Source organism: Stappia sp. TSB10P1A (genome assembly GCF_900185725.1).
Lineage (GTDB): Bacteria > Pseudomonadota > Alphaproteobacteria > Rhizobiales > Stappiaceae > Stappia.
Map to the genome: position 1 here is coordinate 464,794 of NZ_FYAU01000036.1, position 24,507 is coordinate 489,300.

24 protein-coding genes are annotated in these 24,507 nt (G+C 68.6%); 17 read left to right on the forward strand and 7 right to left on the reverse strand.

The window, feature by feature from the left end:
* Complete coding sequence (locus TSB10P1A_RS20680) at positions 1–816, forward strand: 2OG-Fe(II) oxygenase (protein WP_186389830.1); 816 nt, start codon at positions 1–3, stop codon at positions 814–816.
* On the forward strand, positions 807–2,084 hold the full coding sequence (locus TSB10P1A_RS20685; RefSeq protein ID WP_186389831.1) for an MFS transporter: 1,278 nt from the start codon (positions 807–809) through the stop codon (positions 2,082–2,084). The genes TSB10P1A_RS20680 and TSB10P1A_RS20685 overlap by 10 nt, the downstream gene beginning before the upstream one ends.
* 27 nt (positions 2,085–2,111) lie before the next feature.
* On the opposite strand, the gene TSB10P1A_RS20690 is transcribed toward TSB10P1A_RS20685, so the two are convergent.
* The 3 genes from TSB10P1A_RS20690 to TSB10P1A_RS20700 all read right to left on the reverse strand — a co-directional run bounded on the left by TSB10P1A_RS20690 (position 2,112) and on the right by TSB10P1A_RS20700 (position 3,366).
* Complete coding sequence (locus TSB10P1A_RS20690; protein WP_186389832.1) at positions 2,112–2,585, reverse strand: TspO/MBR family protein; 474 nt, start codon at positions 2,583–2,585, stop codon at positions 2,112–2,114.
* A gap of 141 nt (positions 2,586–2,726) precedes the next feature.
* Positions 2,727–2,960 carry a DUF4287 domain-containing protein gene (locus TSB10P1A_RS20695; protein WP_186389833.1) on the reverse strand — a complete coding sequence of 78 codons (234 nt, stop codon included), beginning with the start codon at positions 2,958–2,960 and terminating at the stop codon, positions 2,727–2,729.
* A 13-nt stretch (positions 2,961–2,973) separates the two neighbouring features.
* Positions 2,974–3,366, reverse strand: coding sequence for a cupin domain-containing protein (locus tag TSB10P1A_RS20700; RefSeq protein ID WP_186389834.1), 393 nt, complete (start codon positions 3,364–3,366; stop codon positions 2,974–2,976).
* Between the two features lie 141 nt (positions 3,367–3,507).
* On the opposite strand from TSB10P1A_RS20700, the gene TSB10P1A_RS20705 reads away from it, so the two are divergent.
* Positions 3,508–4,011 carry a MarR family winged helix-turn-helix transcriptional regulator gene (locus tag TSB10P1A_RS20705; RefSeq protein WP_186390094.1) on the forward strand — a complete coding sequence of 168 codons (504 nt, stop codon included), beginning with the start codon at positions 3,508–3,510 and terminating at the stop codon, positions 4,009–4,011.
* A 45-nt stretch (positions 4,012–4,056) separates the two neighbouring features.
* On the opposite strand, the gene TSB10P1A_RS20710 is transcribed toward TSB10P1A_RS20705, so the two are convergent.
* Together TSB10P1A_RS20710 and TSB10P1A_RS23940 are read right to left on the reverse strand one after the other, a co-directional pair.
* Complete coding sequence (locus tag TSB10P1A_RS20710; RefSeq protein ID WP_186389835.1) at positions 4,057–4,950, reverse strand: VOC family protein; 894 nt, start codon at positions 4,948–4,950, stop codon at positions 4,057–4,059.
* A 174-nt stretch (positions 4,951–5,124) separates the two neighbouring features.
* Positions 5,125–6,837 carry a methyl-accepting chemotaxis protein gene (locus TSB10P1A_RS23940; RefSeq protein WP_186389836.1) on the reverse strand — a complete coding sequence of 571 codons (1,713 nt, stop codon included), beginning with the start codon at positions 6,835–6,837 and terminating at the stop codon, positions 5,125–5,127.
* Positions 6,838–7,144: 307 nt separating this feature from the next.
* On the opposite strand from TSB10P1A_RS23940, the gene TSB10P1A_RS20720 reads away from it, so the two are divergent.
* The 10 genes from TSB10P1A_RS20720 to TSB10P1A_RS20765 all read left to right on the forward strand — a co-directional run bounded on the left by TSB10P1A_RS20720 (position 7,145) and on the right by TSB10P1A_RS20765 (position 18,222).
* Entirely contained in the window at positions 7,145–8,239 is a 1,095-nt protein-coding gene (locus tag TSB10P1A_RS20720) for an META domain-containing protein (protein WP_186389837.1), read from the forward strand.
* 149 nt (positions 8,240–8,388) lie between these two features.
* Positions 8,389–9,096 (forward strand): ABC transporter permease, encoded by a 708-nt coding sequence (locus tag TSB10P1A_RS20725; protein WP_186389838.1) that lies wholly within the window; start codon positions 8,389–8,391, stop codon positions 9,094–9,096.
* Positions 9,089–9,883: an ATP-binding cassette domain-containing protein gene (locus TSB10P1A_RS20730; RefSeq protein WP_186389839.1), complete on the forward strand. Its 795-nt coding sequence runs from the start codon at positions 9,089–9,091 to the stop codon at positions 9,881–9,883. The genes TSB10P1A_RS20725 and TSB10P1A_RS20730 overlap by 8 nt, the downstream gene beginning before the upstream one ends.
* A gap of 22 nt (positions 9,884–9,905) precedes the next feature.
* On the forward strand, positions 9,906–10,742 hold the full coding sequence (locus TSB10P1A_RS20735; RefSeq protein WP_186389840.1) for an extracellular solute-binding protein: 837 nt from the start codon (positions 9,906–9,908) through the stop codon (positions 10,740–10,742).
* A gap of 372 nt (positions 10,743–11,114) precedes the next feature.
* On the forward strand, positions 11,115–11,753 hold the full coding sequence (locus TSB10P1A_RS20740; RefSeq protein ID WP_208987164.1) for a hypothetical protein: 639 nt from the start codon (positions 11,115–11,117) through the stop codon (positions 11,751–11,753).
* Positions 11,754–11,985: 232 nt separating this feature from the next.
* Positions 11,986–13,452, forward strand: a complete 1,467-nt coding sequence (locus TSB10P1A_RS20745) for a deoxyribodipyrimidine photo-lyase (protein WP_186389841.1) — start codon at positions 11,986–11,988, stop codon at positions 13,450–13,452.
* A gap of 15 nt (positions 13,453–13,467) precedes the next feature.
* Positions 13,468–14,772, forward strand: a complete 1,305-nt coding sequence (locus TSB10P1A_RS20750) for an NAD(P)/FAD-dependent oxidoreductase (protein WP_186389842.1) — start codon at positions 13,468–13,470, stop codon at positions 14,770–14,772.
* Entirely contained in the window at positions 14,769–15,608 is an 840-nt protein-coding gene (locus TSB10P1A_RS20755) for a DUF1365 domain-containing protein (RefSeq protein ID WP_208987165.1), read from the forward strand. Before TSB10P1A_RS20750 ends, TSB10P1A_RS20755 begins: the two co-directional genes overlap by 4 nt.
* Positions 15,609–15,642: 34 nt before the next feature.
* Positions 15,643–16,872: a cyclopropane-fatty-acyl-phospholipid synthase family protein gene (locus TSB10P1A_RS20760; RefSeq protein ID WP_186389843.1), complete on the forward strand. Its 1,230-nt coding sequence runs from the start codon at positions 15,643–15,645 to the stop codon at positions 16,870–16,872.
* 3 nt (positions 16,873–16,875) lie between these two features.
* Positions 16,876–18,222: an MFS transporter gene (locus TSB10P1A_RS20765; protein ID WP_186389844.1), complete on the forward strand. Its 1,347-nt coding sequence runs from the start codon at positions 16,876–16,878 to the stop codon at positions 18,220–18,222.
* A 10-nt stretch (positions 18,223–18,232) separates the two neighbouring features.
* Here the strand turns inward: TSB10P1A_RS20765 and TSB10P1A_RS20770 are convergent, their stop codons facing one another.
* Positions 18,233–19,045 carry an SDR family NAD(P)-dependent oxidoreductase gene (locus TSB10P1A_RS20770; RefSeq protein ID WP_186389845.1) on the reverse strand — a complete coding sequence of 271 codons (813 nt, stop codon included), beginning with the start codon at positions 19,043–19,045 and terminating at the stop codon, positions 18,233–18,235.
* A gap of 71 nt (positions 19,046–19,116) precedes the next feature.
* Positions 19,117–19,782: a ChrR family anti-sigma-E factor gene (locus tag TSB10P1A_RS20775; protein ID WP_186389846.1), complete on the reverse strand. Its 666-nt coding sequence runs from the start codon at positions 19,780–19,782 to the stop codon at positions 19,117–19,119.
* A 370-nt stretch (positions 19,783–20,152) separates the two neighbouring features.
* Here TSB10P1A_RS20775 and TSB10P1A_RS20780 point away from each other — a divergent pair, with 370 nt between their 5' ends.
* The 4 genes from TSB10P1A_RS20780 to sseA all read left to right on the forward strand — a co-directional run bounded on the left by TSB10P1A_RS20780 (position 20,153) and on the right by sseA (position 24,488).
* Entirely contained in the window at positions 20,153–21,196 is a 1,044-nt protein-coding gene (locus TSB10P1A_RS20780) for a cysteine synthase A (protein WP_186389847.1), read from the forward strand.
* Between the two features lie 146 nt (positions 21,197–21,342).
* On the forward strand, positions 21,343–22,794 hold the full coding sequence (gene cls, locus TSB10P1A_RS20785; protein WP_186389848.1) for a cardiolipin synthase: 1,452 nt from the start codon (positions 21,343–21,345) through the stop codon (positions 22,792–22,794).
* A gap of 88 nt (positions 22,795–22,882) precedes the next feature.
* Complete coding sequence (locus TSB10P1A_RS20790; RefSeq protein ID WP_186389849.1) at positions 22,883–23,596, forward strand: alanyl-tRNA editing protein; 714 nt, start codon at positions 22,883–22,885, stop codon at positions 23,594–23,596.
* A 49-nt stretch (positions 23,597–23,645) separates the two neighbouring features.
* Positions 23,646–24,488 (forward strand): 3-mercaptopyruvate sulfurtransferase, encoded by an 843-nt coding sequence (sseA, locus tag TSB10P1A_RS20795; protein WP_186389850.1) that lies wholly within the window; start codon positions 23,646–23,648, stop codon positions 24,486–24,488.
* Positions 24,489–24,507: the final 19 nt, after the last annotated feature.

Genomic DNA, 24,507 nt, shown 5'->3' on the forward strand with positions numbered 1-24,507 from the left:
ATGACCCTTGCCCGTCCCGATGTCTCGTCCGCCGCCCCGATCGATCCCGTGCGCGTCGCCCCCACCCTCTCGCTGGACGACGTCCTGGCCCTGATCCGCAACGAGATCCAGGTCCTGCGCGTGCCGGAGTTCATTTCCGCCGAGGCGTGCCGGACCATCTCGCAAGGACTGAAGTCCACCGGCTATAGCGACTATCTCAACGCTCCCAAGGTCGGCCGGATCGGCATGTCCTATTTCGAAACAGGCCGCAAGCCGGAGATCATCGAGCACTATTTCGCCACCGCGCTCGACAATCTCAACCTGCTGCGCAGGGCCTGCGATCCCTATCCCTGCCCGATGGACACATTCCGCTGCGTCATGGACGAGACCTGGGGCGCCGGCTGCACGCTGCAGACGCTCTACGGCCGCAAGATGTTCGTCGGCCTGTCGCGCTGCATGAAGCCGGGCATTCCCCTCAAGGCTCACCACGACATGTTCGGCCGCCATGCCCCCGACACGCCGGAGGCCGCGTCCCTGATCAGCCAGTTCGGCATCAACATCTATGTCGATGTCCCCGAGACGGGCGGCGAACTGGCGATGTGGCAGGACGAACTGTCGGACGCGGAGTTCCTCGATCAGCGCGGCGACGACTATGCGATCCCGCTGGAGAACCTTCCGCCCTGCAACTATTCGGCAAAGCCGGAGAATGGCGACCTGATCCTGTTCAATGCGCGCAAGCTGCATGCGGTGCTGCCCGGCGAGGGCATCGACCGCCTGACGATCTCGGGCTTTCTCGGCTACCGGGGAGACAGGGAGCCGCTGACGGTATGGAGCTGACCCGCCCTGCGGCGAGCAAGGGTCACCTGGGCGCCGCCGTCCTGGTGATCTTTGCCGCCGGATACCTGCTGTCCTCGCTGTTGCGCGGCGTCACCGCCGCGCTCGCCCCCATGTTCACCGAGCAGTTCGCCCTGTCCGCCGGCGAACTCGGCTTGCTTGCCGGATCCTATTTCGCCTCTTTCGCGTTCCTGCAACTGCCGATGGGGGCCCTGCTCGACCGGTTCGGCGTGCGCGCCGTGCTGGTGGTCTCGCTCGCCACCGCCGCGTTGTCCTGCGTCCTGTTCGCCGTCGCGGACAGTTTCGAAGGCCTGTTCGGAGCGCGGCTGCTCACCGGCGTCGGCGTCAGCGCCTGCCTGATCGCCCCCCTCACGGCCGCCCGCCTGTGGACGACGCCGGCGCTGCAGCAGCGGCTCAACTCGTGGATGCTGATGGCCGGAGCGCTCGGGCTGATCCTCGGCACGCTGCCGTCCGAAAGCCTCGCCTCACGCTTCGGCTGGCCGATGCTATTCCTCGTTCTGGGGGGGCTGTTCGCGGCCGTCGCGCTGCTGGTCGCGCTGCAGGCACCGGGGCATCGCCCGGCCGCCGGGGTGCCGCCGCATGGCATCCTGCGTGGCTATGCGTCGATCGTGCGGACCGCGCATATCTGGCGGATCGGGGCCCTCGGCTTTTTCAACTACGCGATCCTCGTCGCCGTGCAGACCCTGTGGATCGGGCCATGGCTGACGCAAGTCATGGGCGAAAGCCCGCGCGGTGCGGCACTGGAGCTGCTCTACATCAACGTGATCATGCTCTTCGTGTTCCTGGTCATGGGCTATCTGTCGCCGCGATTTCTCGCCAGCGCCGAGGACGGGGAGCAGGTGTTGCGGCGCTGGACGCCGGCCAGCATCGTCCTGCTCGTCGTCATTGCCGCCCTCGGCGCCCGCGCCGACTGGTATCTGTTTGCGCTGTTCTGCGTTGCCGCCTGGCCGCTCTCGGTGACACATCCGCTCGTCGGCCAGAGGTCGCAGCCCGCCGAGGCCGGGCGCGCCATCGCCTTCTTCAACCTGCTGCTGTTCGTCGGCGTGTTCCTGTGGCAATGGGGCTTCGGCGCCCTGGTGTCCGCCCTCGCCCCGGAAGTCGGCGTCGAGGCTGCCTATCGGCTCGCGGTCGGCGCGCTGGCCGCCCTGTCCCTTGCCGGCTATCTGGTGTTTGTCACCGGCGCGCGGGTCGTCACCATCCGTGCGCAGGACGCACGCCCGGCCGCCTCCCCGGTCAAGGACCGGTCCTGATCGGGCGGCGGAGGTCTTGCGTTTACCTCACTCCTCCCGGTTCAGCCGCCAGATCGAGAAGTTCAGCGCGACGGCGAAGCTGACCCAGGCGAGATAGGGCACCAGCAGCAGCGCCGCGAGCATGTGCACCGGCCAGAACAGCAGGATCGTCGCGATGATCGACAGCCACACCAGCACGATGTCGATCATGCCGAGATCCGGGCGGTGCAGGCCGAAGAACAGCGGCGTCCAGGCGCCGTTGAGCACAAGCTGGAGGCCGTAGAGGGCGAGCGGCAGCGCCGCGCCGGCAAAGCCCGCCTCGCGCCACACCAGCCAGCCGGAGACCGCGATCATCACGTAGAGCACCGTCCAGACCGGCGGGAACAGCCGGTTGGGCGGGCGCCAGGCCGGCTTTTTCAGCCGCTCGTACCATTCACCGGGGCGGAACAGCGCGCCGGTCAGGGCGGCAAGGAAACAGGCTGCCAGAAACCCCAGCAGAGCCGGCAGGGTGGACATGTCCATGAGCTTTGCCTCGACATTTCACGAAGTACGGCGCTGGGGAGCGGGCCCCCATGCCAGGTCAGCGCCCTGCAGGTTCCCTTGTCGCTGCAGGACACGATCGCGAGACTGACAGGTTCCGCCGGCCGCGCAAGACGCCCGCCCTCACCTGTCCTCGGCGAGCGTATGGGCGACCAGCGCATTGGCATGCCCGTGGCCGAGCCCGTGGGTCGCCTTCAGCCAGGCGACGAGTTCCATGTGCTTGAGGCCGGATTGCGCACGGATCAGGGCCTTCCACTCGGCGATGGGGCGGCCGTATTTCTTTTCGATGGACGGGAAATAGGAGGCCGGTCCCTTGACGGTCCCCTTCACCGGCGGCTTGCCTTCGGATGACGACATGCCCCGTCTCCTTTCACAGGTCCTGCTGGCGGATCGTCTCGGACGGGTGGATGCAGACCAACTCCAGTTGCTCCGTCCCCACGTTGAGATAGCGATGCGGCACATCGGCCGGCGCGACGACGATGTCGCCGGCAAAGGCGCGCAGCCGCTCGTCGCCGACCAGGAATTCCGCCGCGCCTTTGCGCACCACCCAGGTCTCCCGATAGGGGTGGACATGCAGTTGCGAGCCGGTGCCCGGCGCGCTGTCGGTGATGAACATGGACACCGGCGAGCCGTAGTCCTTCCCCTCGAAACGCACCGTCGGGCTTTCGCCCGGAACCGGCGAGCGATGGCGGCGGACCGAGATATCGGGCCGTCCGGCATCCTCGGCAAAGGCCTGCGCCGAGGCGTGAACACTGGCTGTCATGGCAATCCCTCCCGCATTTATCTTGACGAGAAGATACTTCCAAAGATTTGTCTTTGCGTCAAGATAATTATCTTGATATCGAGAGACTGAACCCGGGAGCCGCCCTTGAGCAGCGGGCGGGGTCCCGACGTGGGGGATGTCATGGCGGATCATATCGACAGGTTGCGGGCGCAATGGGCGCGGGAACTGCCGGATCTCGACACCGAGCCGATGGCGATCCTCGGCCGGGCGCGCAGGCTGACGCTGCTGGCCGGCGGCAGCATCGAGAAGATCTTCGCGGGCTACGGGCTCGACCGCGGCGAGTTCGACGTGATCTCGACCCTGCGCCGCGCCGGCCCGCCCTACCGGCTGACGCCGACCGAGCTCTATTCGACGCTGATGATCTCCTCCGGCGGGCTGACGCACCGGCTCGGGCGGCTGGAGACGGCCGGGCTGATCGCGCGTGAAAAATCCGCGCGCGACGGGCGCAGCCTCGAAGTGGTGCTGACCCCGGCCGGCCGCGCGCTGGCGGAAGAGGCCTTCCGGGCGGATATGGCGAACGAGGCGCGGTATCTCGCGCATCTTGCCCCGGCCGAGCGCGAGACGCTGGCCGGCTTGCTGCGCAAGCTGCTGGAGGAGATCGAGGCGCCGGGCGGCGGCGCCTGACCGGCTCCCGCCTCAGCCAGTCGTCAGGCGACGGTCAGACAGCGGTCAGGCGGCGGTCAGGCGGATGCGGGTGCCCCAGGGATCGGCAAGGGTGAGCCCGTCGCCGCCGGCCGCGACATCCAGCCCGGCCTTGCCGGCGGCATCGGCGATCGCACCGAGCCGGTCCGTCTCGCGCAGCACGATCTGCAGTTCGGCAAGGCCGGTGCAGCCGGCTTTGCGCGGCCCCGCGCCCCGGCTGTTCCAGATGTTGCCGGCAAGCTGGTGGTGATAGCCGCCCGAGCCGTAGAAGCTGGCGCCCGGATAGCGGGTGGCAATATCGAAGCCGAGCAGCGCCGAATAGAAGGCATCGGCGATGTCGGTGGCGCCGACCTGCAGATGCACATGGCCGACCAGCGTGCCGGCCGGCGCGCCGTGCCACGCCGTCCCGGCCGCCTCCGCCAGCAGCGAAGGCGCATCCAGCGGGTCGGTCGACATGACGATCGCGCCGGTCGCATCCGTCCAGACGGACGGCGCGCGGTCGGCATAGATCTCGACGCCGTTGCCTTCCGGATCGGCGAGATAGACCGCCTCGCTGACCTTGTGGTCGGACGCGCCCTGCAGCCGCAGGCCGCGCTCGGCGGCAAAGGCGAGCCAGCGGCCGAGATCGGCGCGCGAGGGCAGCAGGAAGGCGGTGTGGAAGAGGCCCGCCTCAGACCGCGACGCAGGGACGAGGCCGGCATCGCCGCGCAGGCGCAGCAAGGGCACCCCGCCGGCGCCGAGCAGCGCCTCACGGCCGTCGGAGCCGAGATCCTCGAGCCCCAGGACCTCGCGATAGAACGCAGCGACGCGCGCGCTGTCGCGCACCGCCAGCGTCACCAGGCCGACGCGCAGCGGCGCCGCCGCCATGTCGAAACGGTCGCCCTGCACGGCGGTCCGGCTGTCGAGAGAGATGGCGGGCATGACTGTCTCCAGATCTCGGCGCAGGCCATGGGGCCCGCAATCTATCGACCGAAATGTGCGTCGCGCGCGGCATGATTACAATCCGCCATTCCCTCACAGTATCGTTCACTCAGGGAGAACAATACCGCCAGCCAGCTCCGCCAGGGCGGAAGCGGGAGGCTCGGCCCGGCCCCGTCATGCCGCGTCGAAGCGGGCGATGAAGTCGCGCACCGAGGTCCTCAGGTTGTCCGCCTCGCGGTGCACCGTGCGCGACAGTTCGCGCACCCTGGCCGCCTCTTCGCCGGCCTGGCCGATGGCGGAAGACATCTCGCCCATCGTGTCGGCGACCTCGCCGGTGCGGGCCGAGGCCTGCTGCGCGTGCTGGCTGATTTCCCCTGTTGCCTGGCCCTGCTGGTCGACCGCCTCGGCGATGGATCCGGTGAAGCCGTCGACATCCTGCATGGTGCGGGTGATCTCGCCGATGGCCTGGACCGCATCCTCGGTCGAGGCCTGGATCGCGGCGATCTGGGCGCCGATCTCCTCGGTCGCCTTGGAGGTCTGGGTGGCAAGCTCCTTGACCTCGGCAGCGACGACGGCAAAGCCCCGACCGGCCTCGCCGGCCCGCGCCGCCTCGATGGTGGCGTTGAGGGCGAGAAGGTTGGTCTGCTCGGCGATCGCCTGGATCAAGGAGACGACCTCGCCGATCTTGCTCGCGCCGGCAGCAAGCCGCGACACCGTCTCGTTGGTGCGCTTCGCGTGGTCGCTCGCCCGCGACACGACCTCGGTGGTGGAGGTCACCTGCCGGGCGATCTCCGAGATCGAGGAGGACAGTTCCTCCGCCGCCGCCGCGACGGTCTGGACATTGTCGGACGCCTGGCGCGAGGTGGCGGTGGTGCGCTCCGACAGGTCGCCCGAGCGCGCGCTCATCTGCTCCAGGGTGTCGACGGCCGTCATCAGGGCGCCCGCCGCCCCGTCCAGAGTGTCGAAGAAGCCGCGGGTCGTCTCGTGGAAGGACTGCGCGGTGCGCCGTTCCAGTTCGCGTTGCTCGACGGCCCGGCGGGTCTCCTGCTCGCTCGCCTCCTCGGCAAGCTGGCGCTGGCGTATCACGCCTTCGCGGAACCGGCCCAGCGCCTCGCTCAGGCGTCCCAGTTCATCGCGCGAGCGCCAGGCCGGCGCCGGCACATCCGTGTCGCCGTTCGCATAGGCGCGCGCGACGCGGTCGAGATCGCGGAGCCGCACCGTCACGGAGCGGTACACGAAGACGGTCCCGGCCAGGAAGACCAGAACCATCGCGGCCACGCCGCCGAGACTGACGTTGCGCGCCCACGCGGCTTCGGCACGCAGGTTCGCAAGGCTTGCCGCAATCGAGGCCTTGAGCAGTTCCTCCGCCTCGTCGGCGCGCTCGATAAGGGTCTCGAACGTCGCATCGAAGATCTCGTCGGCCTTTGAGCCGGCTCCCCCGTCCACGCCCGAAACGAGGCCGGCATGGCGCTCGCGCGCGACCTCCTCCAACGCGTCGATCTTCGCCGCGACATCCCGCACGACCTCGCGCACCCCCGGATCGGAGGTGGCGATGAAAGCTCCCTCGCGGTTGCTTCCCCCGTCCAGGATGGCGCGGGCATAGAACCGTGCCTCGTCGATCAGCCGCCAGACCTCGTCGATGCTCTCCCCCTCGTCGCCGGACATGATCTCCTCCAACAGGAGATGGGCCCGGGTGGCGGTGAGCTTGATCTCCATTGCCGCATCGGCCAGCGGCGCCTCGACCTCGCCCAGCCGAATGCCGTTGTCGCCAACCCGCTGAGTGGCGTCGAGGGCGAACAGACTGGCGCCCACGGAGACCACGATCAACAGGGCCATGGTGGCGCCGATCTTGCGCGCGACACTCAGATTGAACGCTCCCTTGCGCATTCCGCCCTCCGGTTTCGAGAATTACCTGTTCCCGAGATTGGAGGATCTGGCGTGAACACTCCGTAAAGTTGCGCAGAAAACGGAAAAGCGGCGAGAATACCTGACGAATTTTCTGAGCATGGCCGGACATTTCGAATCGCTTTCAACAAAACCGCTCCACTGCAGGCGCAAATACCTCCATGTGCCTCCAGCCCCCGCCCGCACCACGGGGTTGCGCCGGCCCTGCTTTCGCCGCTAAGCCGAGAAAGGATCCACCGGACGGCGCGCCGATGCAGGACGCGCCCCTTCGCAAGCACGGCAGGACAGAATGGCCCAAACTGCAAGCCCCCGCGCAACAACCCCAGCCACCCCCGGCCCTGCCACCCTCGGCCTTGCCACCCTCGGCGTTGTCGGGGTTCTGGCGCTCGCCCCGCCGCCGGCCGGCGCACAGGAGGGGGACTGGGTGTTCAAGGTCGTCGGTACGGCGGCCTATCGCGAGCGCATCGCCATCGGCAGCGGCGCGGAGCTGGTCGTCGAGCTGCGCGAGATGGCGGCGCTCGAGCCCGGCGTCGAGGCCGGGAGCGTGCGGCTGGTGGCGGAGAAGCGGCAAAAGCTCGAAGGCCGGCAGGTGCCCCTTCCCTTCTATCTGAAGGCCGAGGGCGACCGGCTGGTGCCCGGCACGCGCTATGCGCTCCGGCTCCTGCTCGCCGATGGCGAGGGCCCCGGCTGGGTGTCGCAGCCGGTGGCGGTCGAGGCCGCGCCCACCGGACCGGACGAGGCCGGAACGGATGCCGGCGACGTGCTGCTGCTGCGCCAGCTTCCCGTCTCGGTGACGGTGAACCTTACCTGCGGCGAGGTCGCCGGCGTGCTGCGGCAGCGCGACGACAGCGCCGTGCTGGAGCTTGGCGACGAGACCCTTGCCCTGAAGCAGACCCCGGCCGCCAGCGGCGTGCGCTACGAGGCCGGGGACGATCCCGCCACCGTGCTGTGGACCAAGGGGCTGGAGGCCAGCTTCACGCTGCGCGGAGAGGAACTGCCGCCCTGCGGCCTCGAAGTGGAGGTGCCGCAGTTTGCCTCGGGCATGGACGCGCTGCCCGGCGAGGAATGGGTGGTCGAGGACATCTCGGGCAGCGGCATCATCGACGCTTCCCGCGTGACCCTGGTCTTTTCCGACGAGGGCCAGCTCGGCGGGCAGGCCACCTGCAACAGCTACGGCACGCGCTTTGCCACCAATGGCGAGCGGATCGCTGTCGACCCGCGCACCGTCTCGACTATGATGGCCTGCGCCCCGGCGCTGATGGAGCAGGAGCGCAAGTTCCTCGACACGCTCCCCGAGCTGAGCGAGTGGCGGATCGACGAGACCGGCGCGTTGCTGCTGCGCGGCGAGAGCGGGGCAACGCTCACCGCCCGCCGCGCCGGCTGACACGGCGGGCGGCGGCGCCGCCTCCGCCAGATCGGTGCGTCCCCCGCGCGCCCACTCCCGCCGCGTCGCACACCCGGACGCTCGGGATCGGGAGTGGATTTTTCGGCGATTTTGTGCGTTCCTTCCCTTATGAGGGAGGAAAATCAGGAATGCAGAGCTTTACGGCAGTCCTGGGAGACGCCGTCGCACTGATCCTGTCGGGCGACGCCAGCCTCATGGGCATCATTGCCCTGTCCTTGCGCGTCACGGTGACCGCCGTGCTGATCGCCTGCGTGATCGGCCTGCCGCTCGGCGCCGCGGTCGGCGCCTTCCGCTTTCCCGGGCGCACCCTGGCGACCGTCCTGCTCAATTCGCTGATGGGCCTGCCGCCGGTGGTGGTCGGCCTCGTCGTCTATCTGGCGCTCTCCGCTTCAGGGCCGCTCGGCCCGCTCGGCCTGCTCTACACGCCCACCGCGATGGTGATCGCGCAGACCATCCTGGTGACGCCGATCGTCGCCGCCCTCACCCGCCAGGTGATCGAGGATCTCGACCGCGAATATGCCGAGCAGTTCCGCTCGCTCGATGTCGGCCCGCTCGCCCGCATCACCGCGCTGCTGTGGGATGCCCGCTACAGCCTGCTGACCGTGGCGCTGGCCGGATTCGGCCGGGCGATCGCCGAGGTCGGCGCCGTGCTGATCGTCGGCGGCAACATCAACCACGTCACACGGGTGATGACGACGACGATCGCGCTGGAGACCTCGAAGGGCAATCTCGAGCTGGCGCTGGCCCTCGGCGTGGTGCTGCTGGTCATCGCCATCCTGGTCAACGCCGCCGTCATGGGCCTGCGTGCCTCCGCCGCGAGGGCCGCCTATGCGTGAGGCCCTGGCCAGAAACGAAGCGGAGGGCCCCCAGCGCCCTGACGCGGCACCCGTCCCCGCCCTGCTGGAGGGGCAGGGCCTGCTGCTGGAGATCGGCGGCAAGCGGCTGATCGACGGCATCGACATCCGCATCGACGAAGGCCGCCGGACGATGGTCATGGGCGCCAACGGCGCCGGCAAGAGCCTGCTGCTGCGCCTGCTGCACGGGTTGATCGCGCCGACGGCCGGTGGGATAGCCTGGCGCGGCGGCCCGCTCGACAGAACCGCCCGGCGAGCGCAGGCGATGGTGTTCCAGCGCCCGGTGATGCTGCGCCGCTCGGTCATCGCCAATCTCGCCTTCGCGCTGAAGGTGCGGGGCCTGCGCGGGGCGATGCGTCAGGCGCGCATCAATGAGGCGCTGGAGAAGGCGCGGCTCACCGATCTGGCCCGCAGCCCGGCGCGGGTTCTGTCGGGCGGCGAGCAGCAGCGCCTCGCCCTGGCGCGGGCGCTCGCCTGCGATCCCGAACTGCTGTTTCTCGACGAACCGACGGCCAGCCTCGACCCGGCCTCGACCCAGGCCATCGAGACCCTGATCGCCGATGCCAGCCGGCGCGGCGTCACCGTGGTGATGGTGACCCACGACCTCGGCCAGGCCCGGCGGCTGGCGGACGACATCGTCTTCCTGCATGCCGGCAGGGTCGCGGAGAGCGGGCCCGCCGCGCGGGTGCTGTCGTCCCCCCGTTCCGAAGCCGCCAGCGCCTGGCTGGAGGGGCGGCTGTTCCTCGACGAACCGCGCGCGCAAAGCTGATCAACAAAGAGGGAGGTCCAACATGCTTCGTCGCCGGTTCCTGACACTTGCCGCGGCCGGCCTGCTGGCGGCGGGTGTTTCCGCGCCCGTCCAGGCACAGGACACGTTCATCATCGTCCAGTCGACCACTTCGACGCAGAACTCGGGCCTGTTCGAGTTCATGCTGCCGAAGTTCCAGGAAAAGACCGGCATCGAAGTGCGCGTCGTCGCCGTCGGCACCGGCCAGGCGATCAAGAACGCCGCCAATGGCGATGGCGACGTGCTGTTCGTTCATGCCAGGCCGGCGGAGGAAAAGTTCGTCGCCGACGGCTACGGCGTGAAGCGCTTCGACGTGATGTACAACGACTTCGTCGTCGTCGGCCCGCCGGCCGATCCGGCCGGCATCGCCGGCTCCAGCGACATCACCGACGCGCTGAAGAAGATCGCCGAGGCCAAGGCCCCCTTCGCCTCGCGCGGCGACGACAGCGGCACCCACAAGGCCGAGCTTGCGCTGTGGGAGGCGGCCGGGGTCGACGTCGCGGCGGCCTCGGGCGGCTGGTATCGCGAGACCGGCTCGGGCATGGGTGCGACGCTCAACACCGGCACCGGCATGGGCGCCTATGTGCTGACCGACCGCGCCACCTGGATCTCCTTCGGCAACAAGGGCGCGTACCGCATCGCCGTCGAGGGGGACGAAAGGATGTTCAACCAGTACGGCATCAGTCTGGTGAACAAGGAGAAGCTCCCGAACGTGAAGGCCGATCTCGGCCAGCAGTTCGTCGACTGGGTGATCTCCGAGGAGGGGCAGCAGGTCATCGCCGACTACAAGATCGACGGCCAGCAGTTGTTCTTCCCCAACGCCCGGCCCAGTGGCAGCTAGACCCGGTCCTTCCGAACCGACGCGGTCACGAAAACGTGACGTTTACCACGCCACCTTGTGGCCGCGTCTCTGCCGCATTCCTGCCCGGTTTGAAATTCCCGAGATTTCAGCAGCTTACCCAAGGGGATCCGGCATCCGTAAAAAAACCGTTTCGCACGGAACCGCGTCTGTGTGATGCGCGTTACGGTTTTGTCAGGATGTTTGAGAGACGTTGGGGCACGCTTGGCCTAGAATATTTGGGAGTCGTACACCAAATCTCAAGCTTAGCAACATTCAGGCGGTCACCGGCCACAGAACTCGGGACCGCCCAGCCTTGGGAGGCGACGAATGTTTGGACTTGCAAAGACTATCGTTGCAGGAAAGTCACGCAGTGTGGCTTCGCGGCACGGCGTGGCCCGCAGCGGGCTGGCGCTGGCGGCGGCGATCGCCCTCGTTGCGGCGTCCGCCGGCGCGGATCTGCGCGCGCAGACCGCCGACGCGGTGCTGGCGAAGAGCGACCGCGAGACCTTTCTCCTGCCGCAGGACCGGCTGTCGGTGACGCTCGGCACGCCGCAGGGCGCCGTCGAGGAAAGCTCCTATGCGATCTGGGTCGGCGAGGTCGAGCGCCAGGGGCGCAAGACCGTCTGGGTCGAGCTGATCGACGATCACGGCGAGGTCATCTACGACAGCGAGGTCGCGCAGAACGAGACGCATCTGCTGCCGGACGGCCGCGCCGTCGTGGTCCGCGCCATGCTCGATCCGCAGGATGACCAGACCCGCGTGGCGAAGACCGACCAGTCCCGCGTCGCCCCCGATGCGCGTCTCGTGGTGACCCGCCGCGTCGTCGACGATCCGGAGCTGCAGACCACCATCGAGTTCATCGAGGAGACCCCCCGGTCGGAACCAACCACGATGATGCGGATCGCCGCCTTCGGTGATGCGCTGTGGAGCGCCATCCTCGCTAGCCTCAGCGCGGCGGCGGACAGCATCGTCGTTGCCTGGCACTGGATCACCGAACCGTTCCGCGCCTAGAACGTGGCCTGAAACATCGGCCTGAAATATCGGCCTGAAGCATTGATGAGCGATCCGAAGAACGGCGGCGCCCCGGGTGCGGCCGTTCTTCGTTTGCGCCGCGCCCCGCCCGGTGCAAGGCGCGGACAGGCCCCGGAACACGGCCTGCGCATTTCCGTCAAAAGTGCTGATCCATCAGTCACAAGAGGACGTAAGTGGATCAGATACCCGCTGAAGACGGACATTCCGCCCCATGCCCTCGAAGGTCAGCCTGTCCCCGTTTGTCGTCTGGTTCCGCGAGGACCTGCGCCTTGACGACAATCCTGCGCTCGCCGCAGCGCTCGCGGAAGGCCGGCCCGTCATCGCCCTCTATGTGCTCGACAGCGGGCCGGATGCGCCGCGCGCGCCGGGCGGGGCCTCGCGCTGGTGGCTCAATCTGTCGCTGAAAGCGCTTGCCGGGGACCTTGCGAGGATCGGCGTGCCGCTGGTCCTGCGCAAAGGCCCGGCGCTGACGGCCGTGCGCGAGGTGCTCGCCGAGGCCGGCGCCGCCCATATCGTCTGGAACCGGCGTTATGAGGCGGCCGGCATTGCCATCGACGCGGAGCTGAAGGCGGCCTTGCGTGGTGACGGCCTCGTCGCCGAAAGCTTCAATGGCGCGCTGCTGGCCGAGCCCTGGGAGGTGCTGACCGGCGCGGGCCAGCCCTATCGGGTGTTCACCCCCTTCTTCCGGGCGATGACTGCGCGCGGCGCCCCGGCGCAGCCGAAAGACGTCAAGGCCCCTTCCCGCCCCTTGCCGGAGCCGCCCGTGCTTCAGAGCGAGGAGATCGACGCGCTGCTGCCCCTGCCCGCGCGCCCCGACTGGGCCGGCGGCCTGCGCGACACCTGGGTGCCGGGCGAAGCCGGCGCGCACCGGCGGCTCGAAGCCTTTCTCGGCGACCGGCTGCACCGCTATGCGGGCGAGCGCGACATACCCGGTGCGGACGCCACCTCGCTGCTGTCGCCGCATCTGCGCTTCGGCGAAATCTCGCCCCGCCGCGTCTGGTTTGCGACCAGTGCGCGGGCCGCCGCCGGCGACTTCGACGACCGGCATCTCGACAAGTTCCGCTCCGAGCTCGGCTGGCGGGAGTTTTCCTACCACCTGCTGTTCCACTTCCCCGCTATCGGCCATGCCAGTTTCCAGCCGCGCTTCGAGGCCTTTCCCTGGCGGGACGACCCGGACGGGTTCCGCGCCTGGACGCGGGGGCGAACCGGCTATCCGCTGGTCGATGCCGGCATGCGCGAGCTCTGGCATACCGGCTACATGCACAACCGGGTGCGGATGGTCGTCGCCTCCTTCCTGATCAAGCATCTGCTGATCGACTGGCGCCAGGGCGAGGCCTGGTTCTGGGACACGCTGGTCGATGCCGATCCGGCCAACAACACCGCCAGTTGGCAGTGGGTGGCGGGATCGGGCGCCGATGCCGCTCCCTACTTCCGCATCTTCAACCCCACCAGCCAGGGCGAGACATTCGACCCCGACGGCGCCTATGTGCGGCGCTGGGTGCCGGAGCTCGCCCGCCTGCCCGCCTCATACATCCACAAGCCTCACGCAGCCCCGCGCGAGATGCTCGAGCAAGCCGGCATCCGCCTCGGCGACACCTATCCCCGGCCGATGGTCGAGCACGGCGCGGCGCGCCAGCGCGCCCTCGACGCTTTCCAGTCCATAAAAAACGCTGCCTGAAGAGAAGGACATTTAATGCGCATCGCCGTCATCGGTTCCGGCATCGCCGGCAACAGCGCCGCCTGGGCCTTGAGCGAAAGGCACGACGTCACGCTCTACGAGAAGCGGGCGCGCCCCGGCGGCCACAGCGCCACCGTCGACATCGACTATGACGGCACGCGGCTGGCCGTCGACACCGGCTTCATCGTCTACAACGAGCTCAACTATCCCAACCTGACCGCGCTGTTCGATCACCTCGGCGTCGCCAGCGAGGCCAGCGACATGAGCTTCTCCTTCTCGCTCGACGGCGGCGTGCGGGAATGGTCGGGCAGCAGCCTCGGCACGATCTTCGGCCAGCGGCGCAACATGGTCTCGCCGCGGTTTCTGTGGATGCTGCGCGAGATCCTGCGCTTCAACCGCCTGTGCGTCCTCGACCGCGCCTGCGGCGACCTCGTCGGCCTGTCGCTCGGCGACTATCTCCAGCGCCGGAAATTCTCGCCCGGCTTTGCCTCCGACTATCTGCTGCCGATGGGCGCGGCGATCTGGTCGACGCCGCCGGCCCACATGCTCGATTTCCCGGCGGAGAATTTCGTCGCCTTCTTCGAGAACCACCGGCTGGTCAACCACGACCGTCCGGTCTGGCGCACGGTCACCGGCGGCAGCCGCAGCTATGTCGAGCGGCTGCTGTCGCCCCTGCAGGGCCGCGTGCGGCTGGCGACCCCGGTCGCCGAGGTCACCCGCCGCAAGGGGCGGGTGCATGTGCGCGACACGTCGGGACAGGAGGACGTGTTCGACCATGTCGTGCTCGCCTCCCATACCGACCAGACGCTGGCCATGCTCGCCGATGCCTCGCCGGAAGAGCGCAACATCCTCGGCGCCATCCGCTACCGGCCGAACCAGGTCTACCTGCACCGCGACCGCGCCCTGATGCCGCGCCGGCGCCGGGTCTGGGCGTCGTGGAACTACATCGCCTCCAGCGATCCGGGCGCGCCCTATCGCGACGCCTCGGTCAGCTACTGGATGAACCGGTTGCAGAACCTGCCAGAGGACAAGCCGGTCTTCGTCAGCCTCAATCCGCTGGTGCCGCCGCGCGAAGACCTTACTTTCGGCGCCTTCGAGTACGATCATCCACAGTTCGACGCGGCCGCCATCGCCGCCCAAAAGGCGCTCGGCCAGATCCAGGGCGACCGCAACACCTGGTTCTGCGGCGCCTGGTGCGGCCACGGCTTCCACGAGGACGGCCTTGCCGCCGGCCTCTCGGTCGCCGAGGCGATCGGCTGCGACATTCCCTGGCGGGTCGGCGCGGACGGCGTCGCGCGCACCGCGGAGGCCGCAGAATGACCAGGCCACGCCCCATGGCGACGACGCGGGAGGCCAACGGCCCGCCGCCGGAGGCCGCGGCCGTGCTCTATCCGGGCAAGGTCATGCATGCGCGGCTGAAGCCGTTCGGCCACCGCTTCGACTACACGGTGTTCTCGCTGCTGATCGACCTCGACCGGCTGAATGAAGCCGACCGTCAGTCGCGGCTGTTCTCGGTCGGCCGCTTCAACCTCGCCTCCTTCCACGCGGCCGACCATGGTCCGCGCGACGGCACGCCCTTGCGCGCCCATGTGGAAGGCCTGCTCGCCGCGCGCGGGATCGACACGCCGCCGGCGCGGATCCTGCTTTTGTGCTATCCGCGCATCCTCGGCTACGTGTTCAACCCGCTGTCCGTCTATTTCGCCTATGGCGCGGACGGGGAGCTCGTGGCGCTGGTCTACGAGGTGCGCAACACGTTCGGCGACATCCACACCTATGTGGAGCCGGTGCGCGAGCGCCAGCGCGGGCCGGAGGGCATCCGCCAGTCCCGCGCCAAGGCCTTCTATGTCTCGCCCTTCATCGACATGGCGCAGACCTATGCCTTCCGCGTGCTGCCGCCGGGCAAGGCGGTGCGCGTGCGCATCCTGGAAAGTGACGCTACGGGACCCCTGCTCTCCGCCGCCTTCGCGGGAACGGCGGTGCCGGCGACGAGCCGCGCACTGTTCTCGCTCTGCTTGAAAATCCCGTTCATGACACTCAAAGTAATCGCCGGAATCCACTGGGAAGCGTTCCGGCTCTGGCTCAAGGGCGCGCCCTTTCATTCGCCGTCTCAACGTCCGGGAACCATTCGACGCCACAAAGCATATACGGGGAGCTGAAGTGTCCCGGCTGTCCGACGAGGAGCGACCGATCATGTCGACTGCGATCCTTCTCACACCTGAAAACGCCCGCCAGGTGCTGGCCGGACTTCCCCGGCTCGCCCGCCTCGGCCTGCGCATCGCCCTCAATCTCAAGGCCGGATCCTTGAGCGTGGAAACGCCGGAAGGCCGCCGCTTCCTCATTCGCGGCGAGGCGCCGGGACCGGACGCGCAGGTGCGCATCCATTCCTGGCGCTTCATCCGCCGCCTGCTCAGCGGCTCCGACATCGGCGTCGGCGAGAGCTACATGGTCGGCGAGTGGACCAGTTCCGACGTCACCACCTTCCTGGAGCTGTTCTGCCGCAACCGCGACGCCACCGCCGACATGCTGCGCGGCAGCCCGATCTTCCGGATGATGGTGCGCGTCCGCCACTGGCTGAACCGCAACACCCGCTCCGGCTCGCGGCGCAACATCTCGGCCCATTACGATCTCGGCAATGCCTTCTACCGCGAATGGCTCGACCCGACGATGACCTATTCCTCGGCGCTCTATGACGGCGGCGTCAACGACCTGGAACAGGCGCAGAAGCGCAAATACCGGGCGCTGGCGGAGGAAAGCGGCATCGCGCCCGATCACCATGTGCTGGAGATCGGCTGCGGCTGGGGCGGCTTTGCCGAGTTCGTGGCGAGCGAGATCGGCGCCAGGGTCACCGGCCTCACCATCTCGCGCGAGCAGTTCGACTTCGCCTCCAAGCGCATCCAGGAGGCGGGGCTCGCCGACCGGGTGACGCTGAAGCTGCAGGACTACCGCGACGAGCGCCGGCAATACGACCGCGTCGCCTCGATCGAGATGTTCGAGGCGGTCGGCGAGGAGTATTGGAGCACCTATTTCCAGACCGTCTCGAACTGCCTGAAGCCCGGCGGCCGCGCCGGCCTGCAGATCATCACCATCCAGGACCAGTTGTTCGACGACTACCGCCGCACGCCGGACTTCATCCAGCGCCACGTCTTCCCGGGCGGCATGCTGCCGCCGCCGGGCGAGCTGGAAGCGCTCGGCGCCCGCACCGGCCTGCAGCTCGCGGCCCAGCGCATCTTCGGCCACGACTATGCACGCACGCTGGAGGAATGGCGCCAGCGCTTCTGGACCGCCTGGCCGCGCATCCGTCCGCTCGGCTTCGACGACCGGTTCAAGCGGCTGTGGGAGTTCTACTTCCACTACTGCGAGGCCGGCTTCCGCTCGGGCAATATCGACGTGCGCCAGATGATCTATGTGAAGGCGCCCTGACACATGGCGCCAGCGCCGGGCCCGTCATGGGCGCAACTTGCGGCCTATGCGGGACCGGCGCTGCCGCTGGCGGCGCTCACCCTGCCGCTCTACGTCATCCTGCCGAGCTACTACGCCGGCACCATCGGCCTGCCGCTCGCGCAGGTCGGCTTCATCCTGCTGATCGTGCGGCTCGCCGACGCTGTGTCCGATCCGCTGGTGGGGCTCGCCGCCGACCGCTTCCACCCGCCGCTCGGCCGGCGGCGCGGCTGGCTGGCGCTCGCCGCCCTTCCGGCCGCGCTCGCCGCCTTCATGATCCTGACGCCGCCGCCGGATGCCGGCTGGACCTATCTGCTTGGCTGGGGCCTGGCGCTGTCGCTCGGCTATACGGCGGCGATCATCCCCTACACTGCCTGGGGGGCGGAGCTGGCCGACGACTATCACGGCCGCAGCCGCGTCGCCGGCGCGCGCGAGGGGATGGTGCTGGTCGGCACGCTGGTCGCGATCTCGGTGCCGGCGGTGGTGGAGGCGAGCGGCGCCGGCAGCCAGGGCGATGCACTCGCGGTGCTGGCCTGGCTCGTCGCCCTGTCGCTGCCGCTGCTGGTCGTCGTCGCGGTCCGCACCCTCCCCGAACCGGCGCAGGCGAGCCGCGCCCTGCCGGGCCTGCGTCAGGGCCTTGCCCATCTTGCCGCCAACCGCCCCTTCCTGCGGTTGCTTGTGGCCTTCGTCGTCAACGGCTTCGCCAACGGCTTGCCGGCGACGCTGTTCCTGTTCTTCGTCGCGCGGGTGCTGGAGGCGCCGCAGATGCAGGGGCCGTTCCTGTTCCTCTATTTCTTCTGCGGCATTGCCGGCGTGCCGCTGTGGATCGCCGTCTCGCGCCGGCTCGGCAAGCATCGAAGCTGGTCGGTGGCGATGCTTGGGGCCTGCGCGATCTTCGCGCTGGTGCCGCTGCTGGGACCCGGCGACCTTGCCGGGTTCGCCGTCATCTGCGTGCTGACCGGCCTGGCGCTCGGCGCCGATCTCGCCCTCCCCTCGGCGATCCAGGCGGATGTGATCGATGTCGACCGCCTTGCGACCGGCAGCCGCCGGTCCGGGCTCTATTTCGCGCTGTGGGGGCTCGCAACGAAACTGTCGCTGGCGCTCGCCGTCGGCCTTGCCTTCCCGCTGCTCGATCTGGCCGGCTTCGCGGCCGACGGCACCGGCACGGACGGGCTCGCCATGCTGGTCGCGCTCTATGCGCTGGTGCCGGTCGGGCTGAAGCTCGCCGCCATCGCCTTGATGTGGAACTTCCCGCTCGGTGCCAGCGCGCATGCGGAGCTTGCCCGCTCGCTCGCCGAGCGAAACGAGACGCCGGGCCGGCCCCTCGCATAGCGGGCAGGCTTCACTCCTTGGCGTCGTCCTTCGGCTCTCCCTTGCGCGACCAGCCGGTGGCGCGGGCGACAAGCGGAAAGTACAGCCGGTAGGGCAGCAGGCGCAGCGCCTTGAGCTGCCGGGTGAAGCGCTTGGGGAAGGTGATCTCGAAGCCGGTCGGCGCCTCCAGCCCCTTGACCAGTTCGGCCACCGCCGCATCGACGCTCATCAGATGCGGCATCGGAAAGGGATTGTCCTTGGTCGCCGGCGTGTCGACGAAGCCGGGCGAGACCAGTTGCAGGCGAATGCCGAGCCGGTCGAGGTCAAACTTCATCGCCTCGGCCAGGTTGATCAGCCCCGCCTTGGTCGCGCCATAGGCCGCCGAGGTCGGCAATCCGCGATAGCCGGCGACCGAGGCGACGATGGCGATCTGGCCGCGCCGGCGCGGCTTCATCGCCGCCACCAGCGGCACCAGGGCATTCACCGTGCCCTTGAGATTGACGTCGAAGGAGGTGTGAAAGGCGGCAAGGTCGGGATCGGTCCCGTCGACCGGCAGGTAGACGCCGGCATTCAGCACGGCAAGCGCGATGCCGCCATGCCGCTCTTCCAGTTCGGCGACGATCTCCGCCATGCGCCCGGCATCGGTAACATCGCCCGGCATCGGCAGGATCGCGCCGGGCACGGCCCGCTGCCTCAGCCGTTCCAGCGCCTCGGCGGAGCGCGCCGTCACTGCTACGGTCCAGCCGTGCCGCTGCAGTTCGAGCGCCAGCCCGGCGCCGATGCCGGAACTGGCGCCGGTCACCCAGGCAATGCCGTCCTGCGGGCCAACTGTCGTTGTTGCCATCGTCTGCCTCCATCCTGTTTCCAGGGGTTTACGGCAGGCGGGCGCGGGCGGATCGCCGACGGATCTCTGGTTCAGCCGCGCATGAAGGGCGCGAAGAGCCGGCCGATCGGGCCGGTGAGCCGCAAGCTGCCTTCCGTCACGGCGAAGCAGATGCAGTCCTCGTCGTCGTCGGCGACCGGACGATGGTCGACATCGTCGTCGGCATAGGCGACGTCGCCGCGCACATAGTGGCCATGCAGGTCGGTGAAGCCGCCCTCCAGCACCAGCGTCAGTTCGGAGCCGTGATGGGTATGGGCGGGCATCGCCATGCCGGCGCGGATCCACAGCAGGCTGGCGCTGCAGCCGTCCATCTCGGCGACCCGGTATTCCTTCAGCCCCGGAAGCTTGGTCTTCCAGGGCAGGTCCGCCACATCCTTGCCGATGAAGTCGAAGAGCGGCGCCGGCAGCCGGGTCTTCAGCGCCCGGTGCGGAACCGAGATCGGCTCGTCGGCCGGGTCCTGGAAAATCGGGGCCTGGAAAATCGCGGCGAGCATCGCGTCGCGATTGTCGATCCTCACCGGTGCGATCTCTTCCAGCATCGCTCCGCCGGCGGCTTCAAGATCGCGGACGAAGCCGCGATTGACCGGCGACAGGTCGAGATGGCTTCGCACGAGCAGCCTTGCGGGTTCGGCCAGCGTGCCGGCCACATATCCGGCCAGCAGCGCGTCGAACTGTTCGCGTTCGCGTGATGCGTCCATTCCAATCCAATCCCTGTCGCGGCACCCCCCAAGGGCCGCGTCTCATCGCTCATACTCCACTTGCGGCGTCGCGCCAATATATCCCGGATACGGGCGCGGGCGGCTCGGGAGAACCTCTCTGTGCCTGTTACGATGCGGACTGCAAGCTGGATCATCGCCAGCATGACATTCCAAGCTTATGTGCACTCTCATGATTTATCGATCAACTTTGTAGAACAGCGCCGAAAGGATTATCAACGTTCGCCTGACAATTGGCATGGGCTCGCTTGAAGCCCCCGCCCCTCCGGCCTACCCTGCCGGCCCATTCGACCAGATGGCCCCGGCGGCCTGCAACCGGGGCCGCAAGCCCCTTGAACGGACGGAACGAGCGATGGACATCAAGACCTCCGTGATCGATGCGATCGGCAACACGCCGCTGATCCGTCTCAACCGGGCCTCCGAGCTGACGGGCTGCGAGATCTACGGCAAGGCCGAGTTCATGAACCCCGGCCAGTCGGTCAAGGACCGTGCCGCCCTCTACATCGTCCGCGATGCCGAGGCGCGCGGCACCCTGCGCCCCGGCGGCGTCATCGTCGAGGGCACGGCCGGCAACACCGGCATCGGCCTGGCGCTGGTCGGCAACGCGCTCGGCTACCGCTCGGTGATCGTCATCCCGGAGACGCAGAGCCAGGAAAAGAAGGACATGCTGCGGCTGGCCGGCGCGGAGCTGGTCGAGGTGCCGGCCGTCCCCTACCGCAATCCCAACAATTACGTGAAACTGTCCGGCCGCCTTGCCGAGCAGATGGCGAAAACGGAAGCCAACGGCGCGATCTGGGCCAACCAGTTCGACAATGTCGCCAACCGCCAGGCGCATCTGGAAACCACCGGCCCGGAGATCTGGCGCCAGACCGACGGCAAGGTCGACGGCTTCGTCTGCGCCGTCGGCTCGGGCGGCACGCTGGCCGGCGTCGGCATGGCGCTGAAGGCGCGCAACGCCGGCGTGAAGATCGGCCTCGCCGATCCGATGGGGGCGGCGCTCTACCACTATTACGCCCATGGCGAGTTGAAGGCCGAGGGCTCGTCGATCACCGAGGGCATCGGCCAGGGCCGCATCACCGCCAACCTTGAGGACGCGCCGGTCGACATGCCGTTCCAGATCCCGGATGCGGAGGCGGTGCAGATCGTCTTCGACCTGCTGGAGCACGAGGGTCTGTGCCTTGGCGGCTCCTCCGGGATCAATGTCGCAGGCGCCATCCGCATGGCGCGCGAGATGGGACCGGGGCACACCATCGTCACCATCCTGTGCGACTACGGCACGCGCTACCAGTCGAAGCTGTTCAACCCGGAGTTCCTGCGCTCCAAGGATCTGCCGGTGCCGGCCTGGCTGGACCACGTGACCAGCGCCATCGCCCCTCCCTTCGAGGAGGTCGCCTGACCGGCGCGACCGGTCGCGCGCGGTGCCGCCAGGCTGTCGAGAACGGGCGGTCGATAACAGACGGTCGATAATCGGCGAACCTGCCTTGTCTTTGGGCAGGTTCGTCCCTACCGTCTTCCCTCGACCCTCGTTTCTTCCGAGTTGAGATGATCCGCGACTTCAATCTCGCCGAGGCGTTTGTCGCCAACCTGCCGATCATCGCCGCGTTCACCTTCGCGCTCTACACGCTTGCCGCCGTCTGCGCCGTGCGCGAGGTGCTGAATTCGCGCACCTCGCAGGGCTCCATCGCCTGGCTGCTGTCGCTGCTGTTCCTGCCCTTCCCCACCGCCTTCCTCTATCTCGTCTTCGGCTGGAAGCGGTTCGAGGATTACGGCGAGGTGCGCGCCTATGCCGGCCGCACCACCCGCGCCGCGCGCGCCGGAGAGCTGCGGCTGGCCGACGCCACCACCAGCACGAGCTGGCCGGTGCTCACCCGCATCGCCCAGATCCCGTTTCTCGCCGGCAATTCGGTCGAGCTGCTGGTCGATGGGCCGGACACGTTCGACTCGATCTTCGCCGGCATCGCCGGGGCGCGGCACGAGGTGCTGGTGCAATTCTTCATCATCCGCGACGACGGGCTCGGCCAGCGGCTCGCCGAGGTGCTGATCGAGCGGGCCCAGGCGGGCGTGCGCGTCCATGTGCTCTACGACGATGTCGGCTCAAAGCAACTGCCGCGCAGCTATCGCCGCCGGCTGCGCGAGGCCGGCGTCCAGATCGCCGGCTTCAACCAGCGCCACAAATGGCTGCGCTTCACCGGGCCGATGCGGCTCAACTACCGCAACCACCGCAAGATCGTCGTCGTCGACGGCGAGGCCGCCTGGGTCGGCGGGCTCAATGTCGGCGACGAATATATCGGCCTGTCGCCGATCTTCGGCCACTGGCGCGACACCCATGTGAAGGTCGCGGGGCCGGCGGCCATCGCCTGCGCCCTGTCCTTCTGCGAGGACTGGCACTGGGCGACCGGCACGCCGATCCGCCCCTATCTGCCGGTGCCGATCCCGCAGCCGGGCGACGAGCCGGTGCTGGTCATGCCGACCGGCCCGGCCGACCGGTTCGACGACTGCGCCATCGCCTTTTCCGAGGCCATCGCCAGGGCGCGCGAGCGGCTGTGGATCGTCAGCCCCTATTTCGTGCCGGAAGAGGCCATCCAGACCGCGCTGATGGCCGCCTCCATGCGCGGCGTCGACGTGCGCATCCTGCTGCCCGAAAAAGCCGACCACCGGCTGGTCTGGCTCGCCAGCTACGCCCATGCCGACGACATGGTCGACTATGGCATCAATGTCTATCGCTACACCTCCGGCTTCCTGCACCAGAAGGTGATCCTGGTCGACGACGCACTCGCCGGCATCGGTACGGTGAACTTCGATTCCCGGTCCTTCCACATCAATTTCGAGGTGACGCTGTGGTTCACCCACGAGCGCACCATCGAGCGGGTCGAAAGGATGCTGGAGGCCGACTTCGCCAATTCCCGGCCGACCACGCCGGAGGATCTGGAGGTGCGCTCCTTCGGCTTCCGCCTCATCGCCCAGGCTGCGCGGCTGTTCTCGCCGATCCTGTGAGGTGGGTGATCCTCGCCCCGGCGGGTGGTTGATTGCCGGTGCCGATCGGATAGGCTGGCGCTCCTGCCGGAATCATCGGGGATTTCTCATGACGGATCTGCTTTTTCGAGACGATGCCTATCTGCGCAGTTGCGATGCGCGGGTCACCGCCATCACCGACCGCGGCGGCCTCGTTCTCGACCGGACCGTCTTCTATGCCGCCGGCGGCGGCCAGCCGGGCGACAGCGGCCGGATCGAGCTTTCCGACGGCCGCCAGATCGCGATTCCCACCACCGTCTATGGCGAGGACCGCAGCCAGATCGTCCATGTCCCGGCCGAGGGCGAGGCGCTTCCCGCCGTCGGCGAGGCCATCGTTCTGCATCTCGACTGGGACCGCCGCTACCGGTTGATGCGCGTGCACACCGCCCTGCACCTGCTCTCCGTCGTCCTGCCCTTCCCCGTCACCGGCGGCCAGATCGGCGAGGGCGAGGGCCGGCTCGACTTCGACATTCCCGACGGCAGCCCGGACAAGGACGAGGTCGCGGCGAAGGTCAACGAGATCGCCGCCGCCGATCATGCCGTCACCACCGACTGGATCACCGACGAGGAGCTGCTCGCCAAGCCCGAGATGGTCAAGACCATGAGCGTCAAGCCGCCGATGGGCAGCGGCCGCGTGCGGCTGGTTCGCATCGGTGATGTCGACCTGCAGCCCTGCGGCGGCACCCATGTCAGCCGCACCTCGGAGATCGGCCCGCTCATCGTCACCAAGATCGAGAAGAAGGGCCGCCAGAACCGGCGCGTGCGCATCCAGCTCGCCGACTGACGCCCTCCCCTCTCTCTTCCCCTTCATCGCTCCAGCGAGGCTTTCAGCAATGGTGCTTTCCCCGCTCGTCTCGACCCAGTGGCTGGCCGACAAGATCGCCTCGCCGGACCTTGTCGTCGTCAATGCCTGGCTGCCGCCGGTCGGCCAGCCGGACGTGCCGCCGGAATATCCGCAAGGCCATATCCCCGGCGCGGTGTTCTTCGACGTCAACGCCATCGCCGACACCACCAGCGATCTGCCGCACATGCTGCCGCCCGCCCATGTCTTCTCCTCGATGATGCGGCGCATGGGCATCGGCGACGGCCAGACCATCGTCGTCTATGACGGCGTCGGGCTCTATTCCGCCGCCCGCGTGTGGTGGATGTTCCGCGCCATGGGCGTCGAACAGGTCTTCGTGCTCGACGGCGGCCTGCCCAAGTGGCAGGCGGAAGGCCGCCCGGTCGAGGATGGCGCCCCCGCCCCGCGCGGCGAGCGCCACTTCACCGCCCGCCTCAACAACGGCCTCGTCGCCGATCTCGACAAGGTGGCGCAGGCACTGAAGAGCGGCCAGCAGGTGCTCGACGCGCGCTCGCGCGGCCGCTTCGCCGGCACCGATCCGGAGCCGCGCGCAGGGCTGCGCGGCGGCCACATGCCCGGCGCGCGGAACCTGCCCTTCACCGAGCTGATGGAGGACGGCCGCCTGCGCCCGGCCGAGGAGCTTGCCGCCGCCTTCGACGCGGCCGGCATCGACCGCTCGCGCCCCGTCATCACCAGTTGCGGCTCCGGCGTCACCGCGGCGATCCTGTCGCTGGCGCTCGCCCTTACCGGACATGACCGCTCCGCCGTCTATGACGGATCCTGGACCGAATGGGGCGGGCGCGAGGACACGCCTGTCGCCACCGGCGAGGACTGACAAGACCCCATTTCACCCG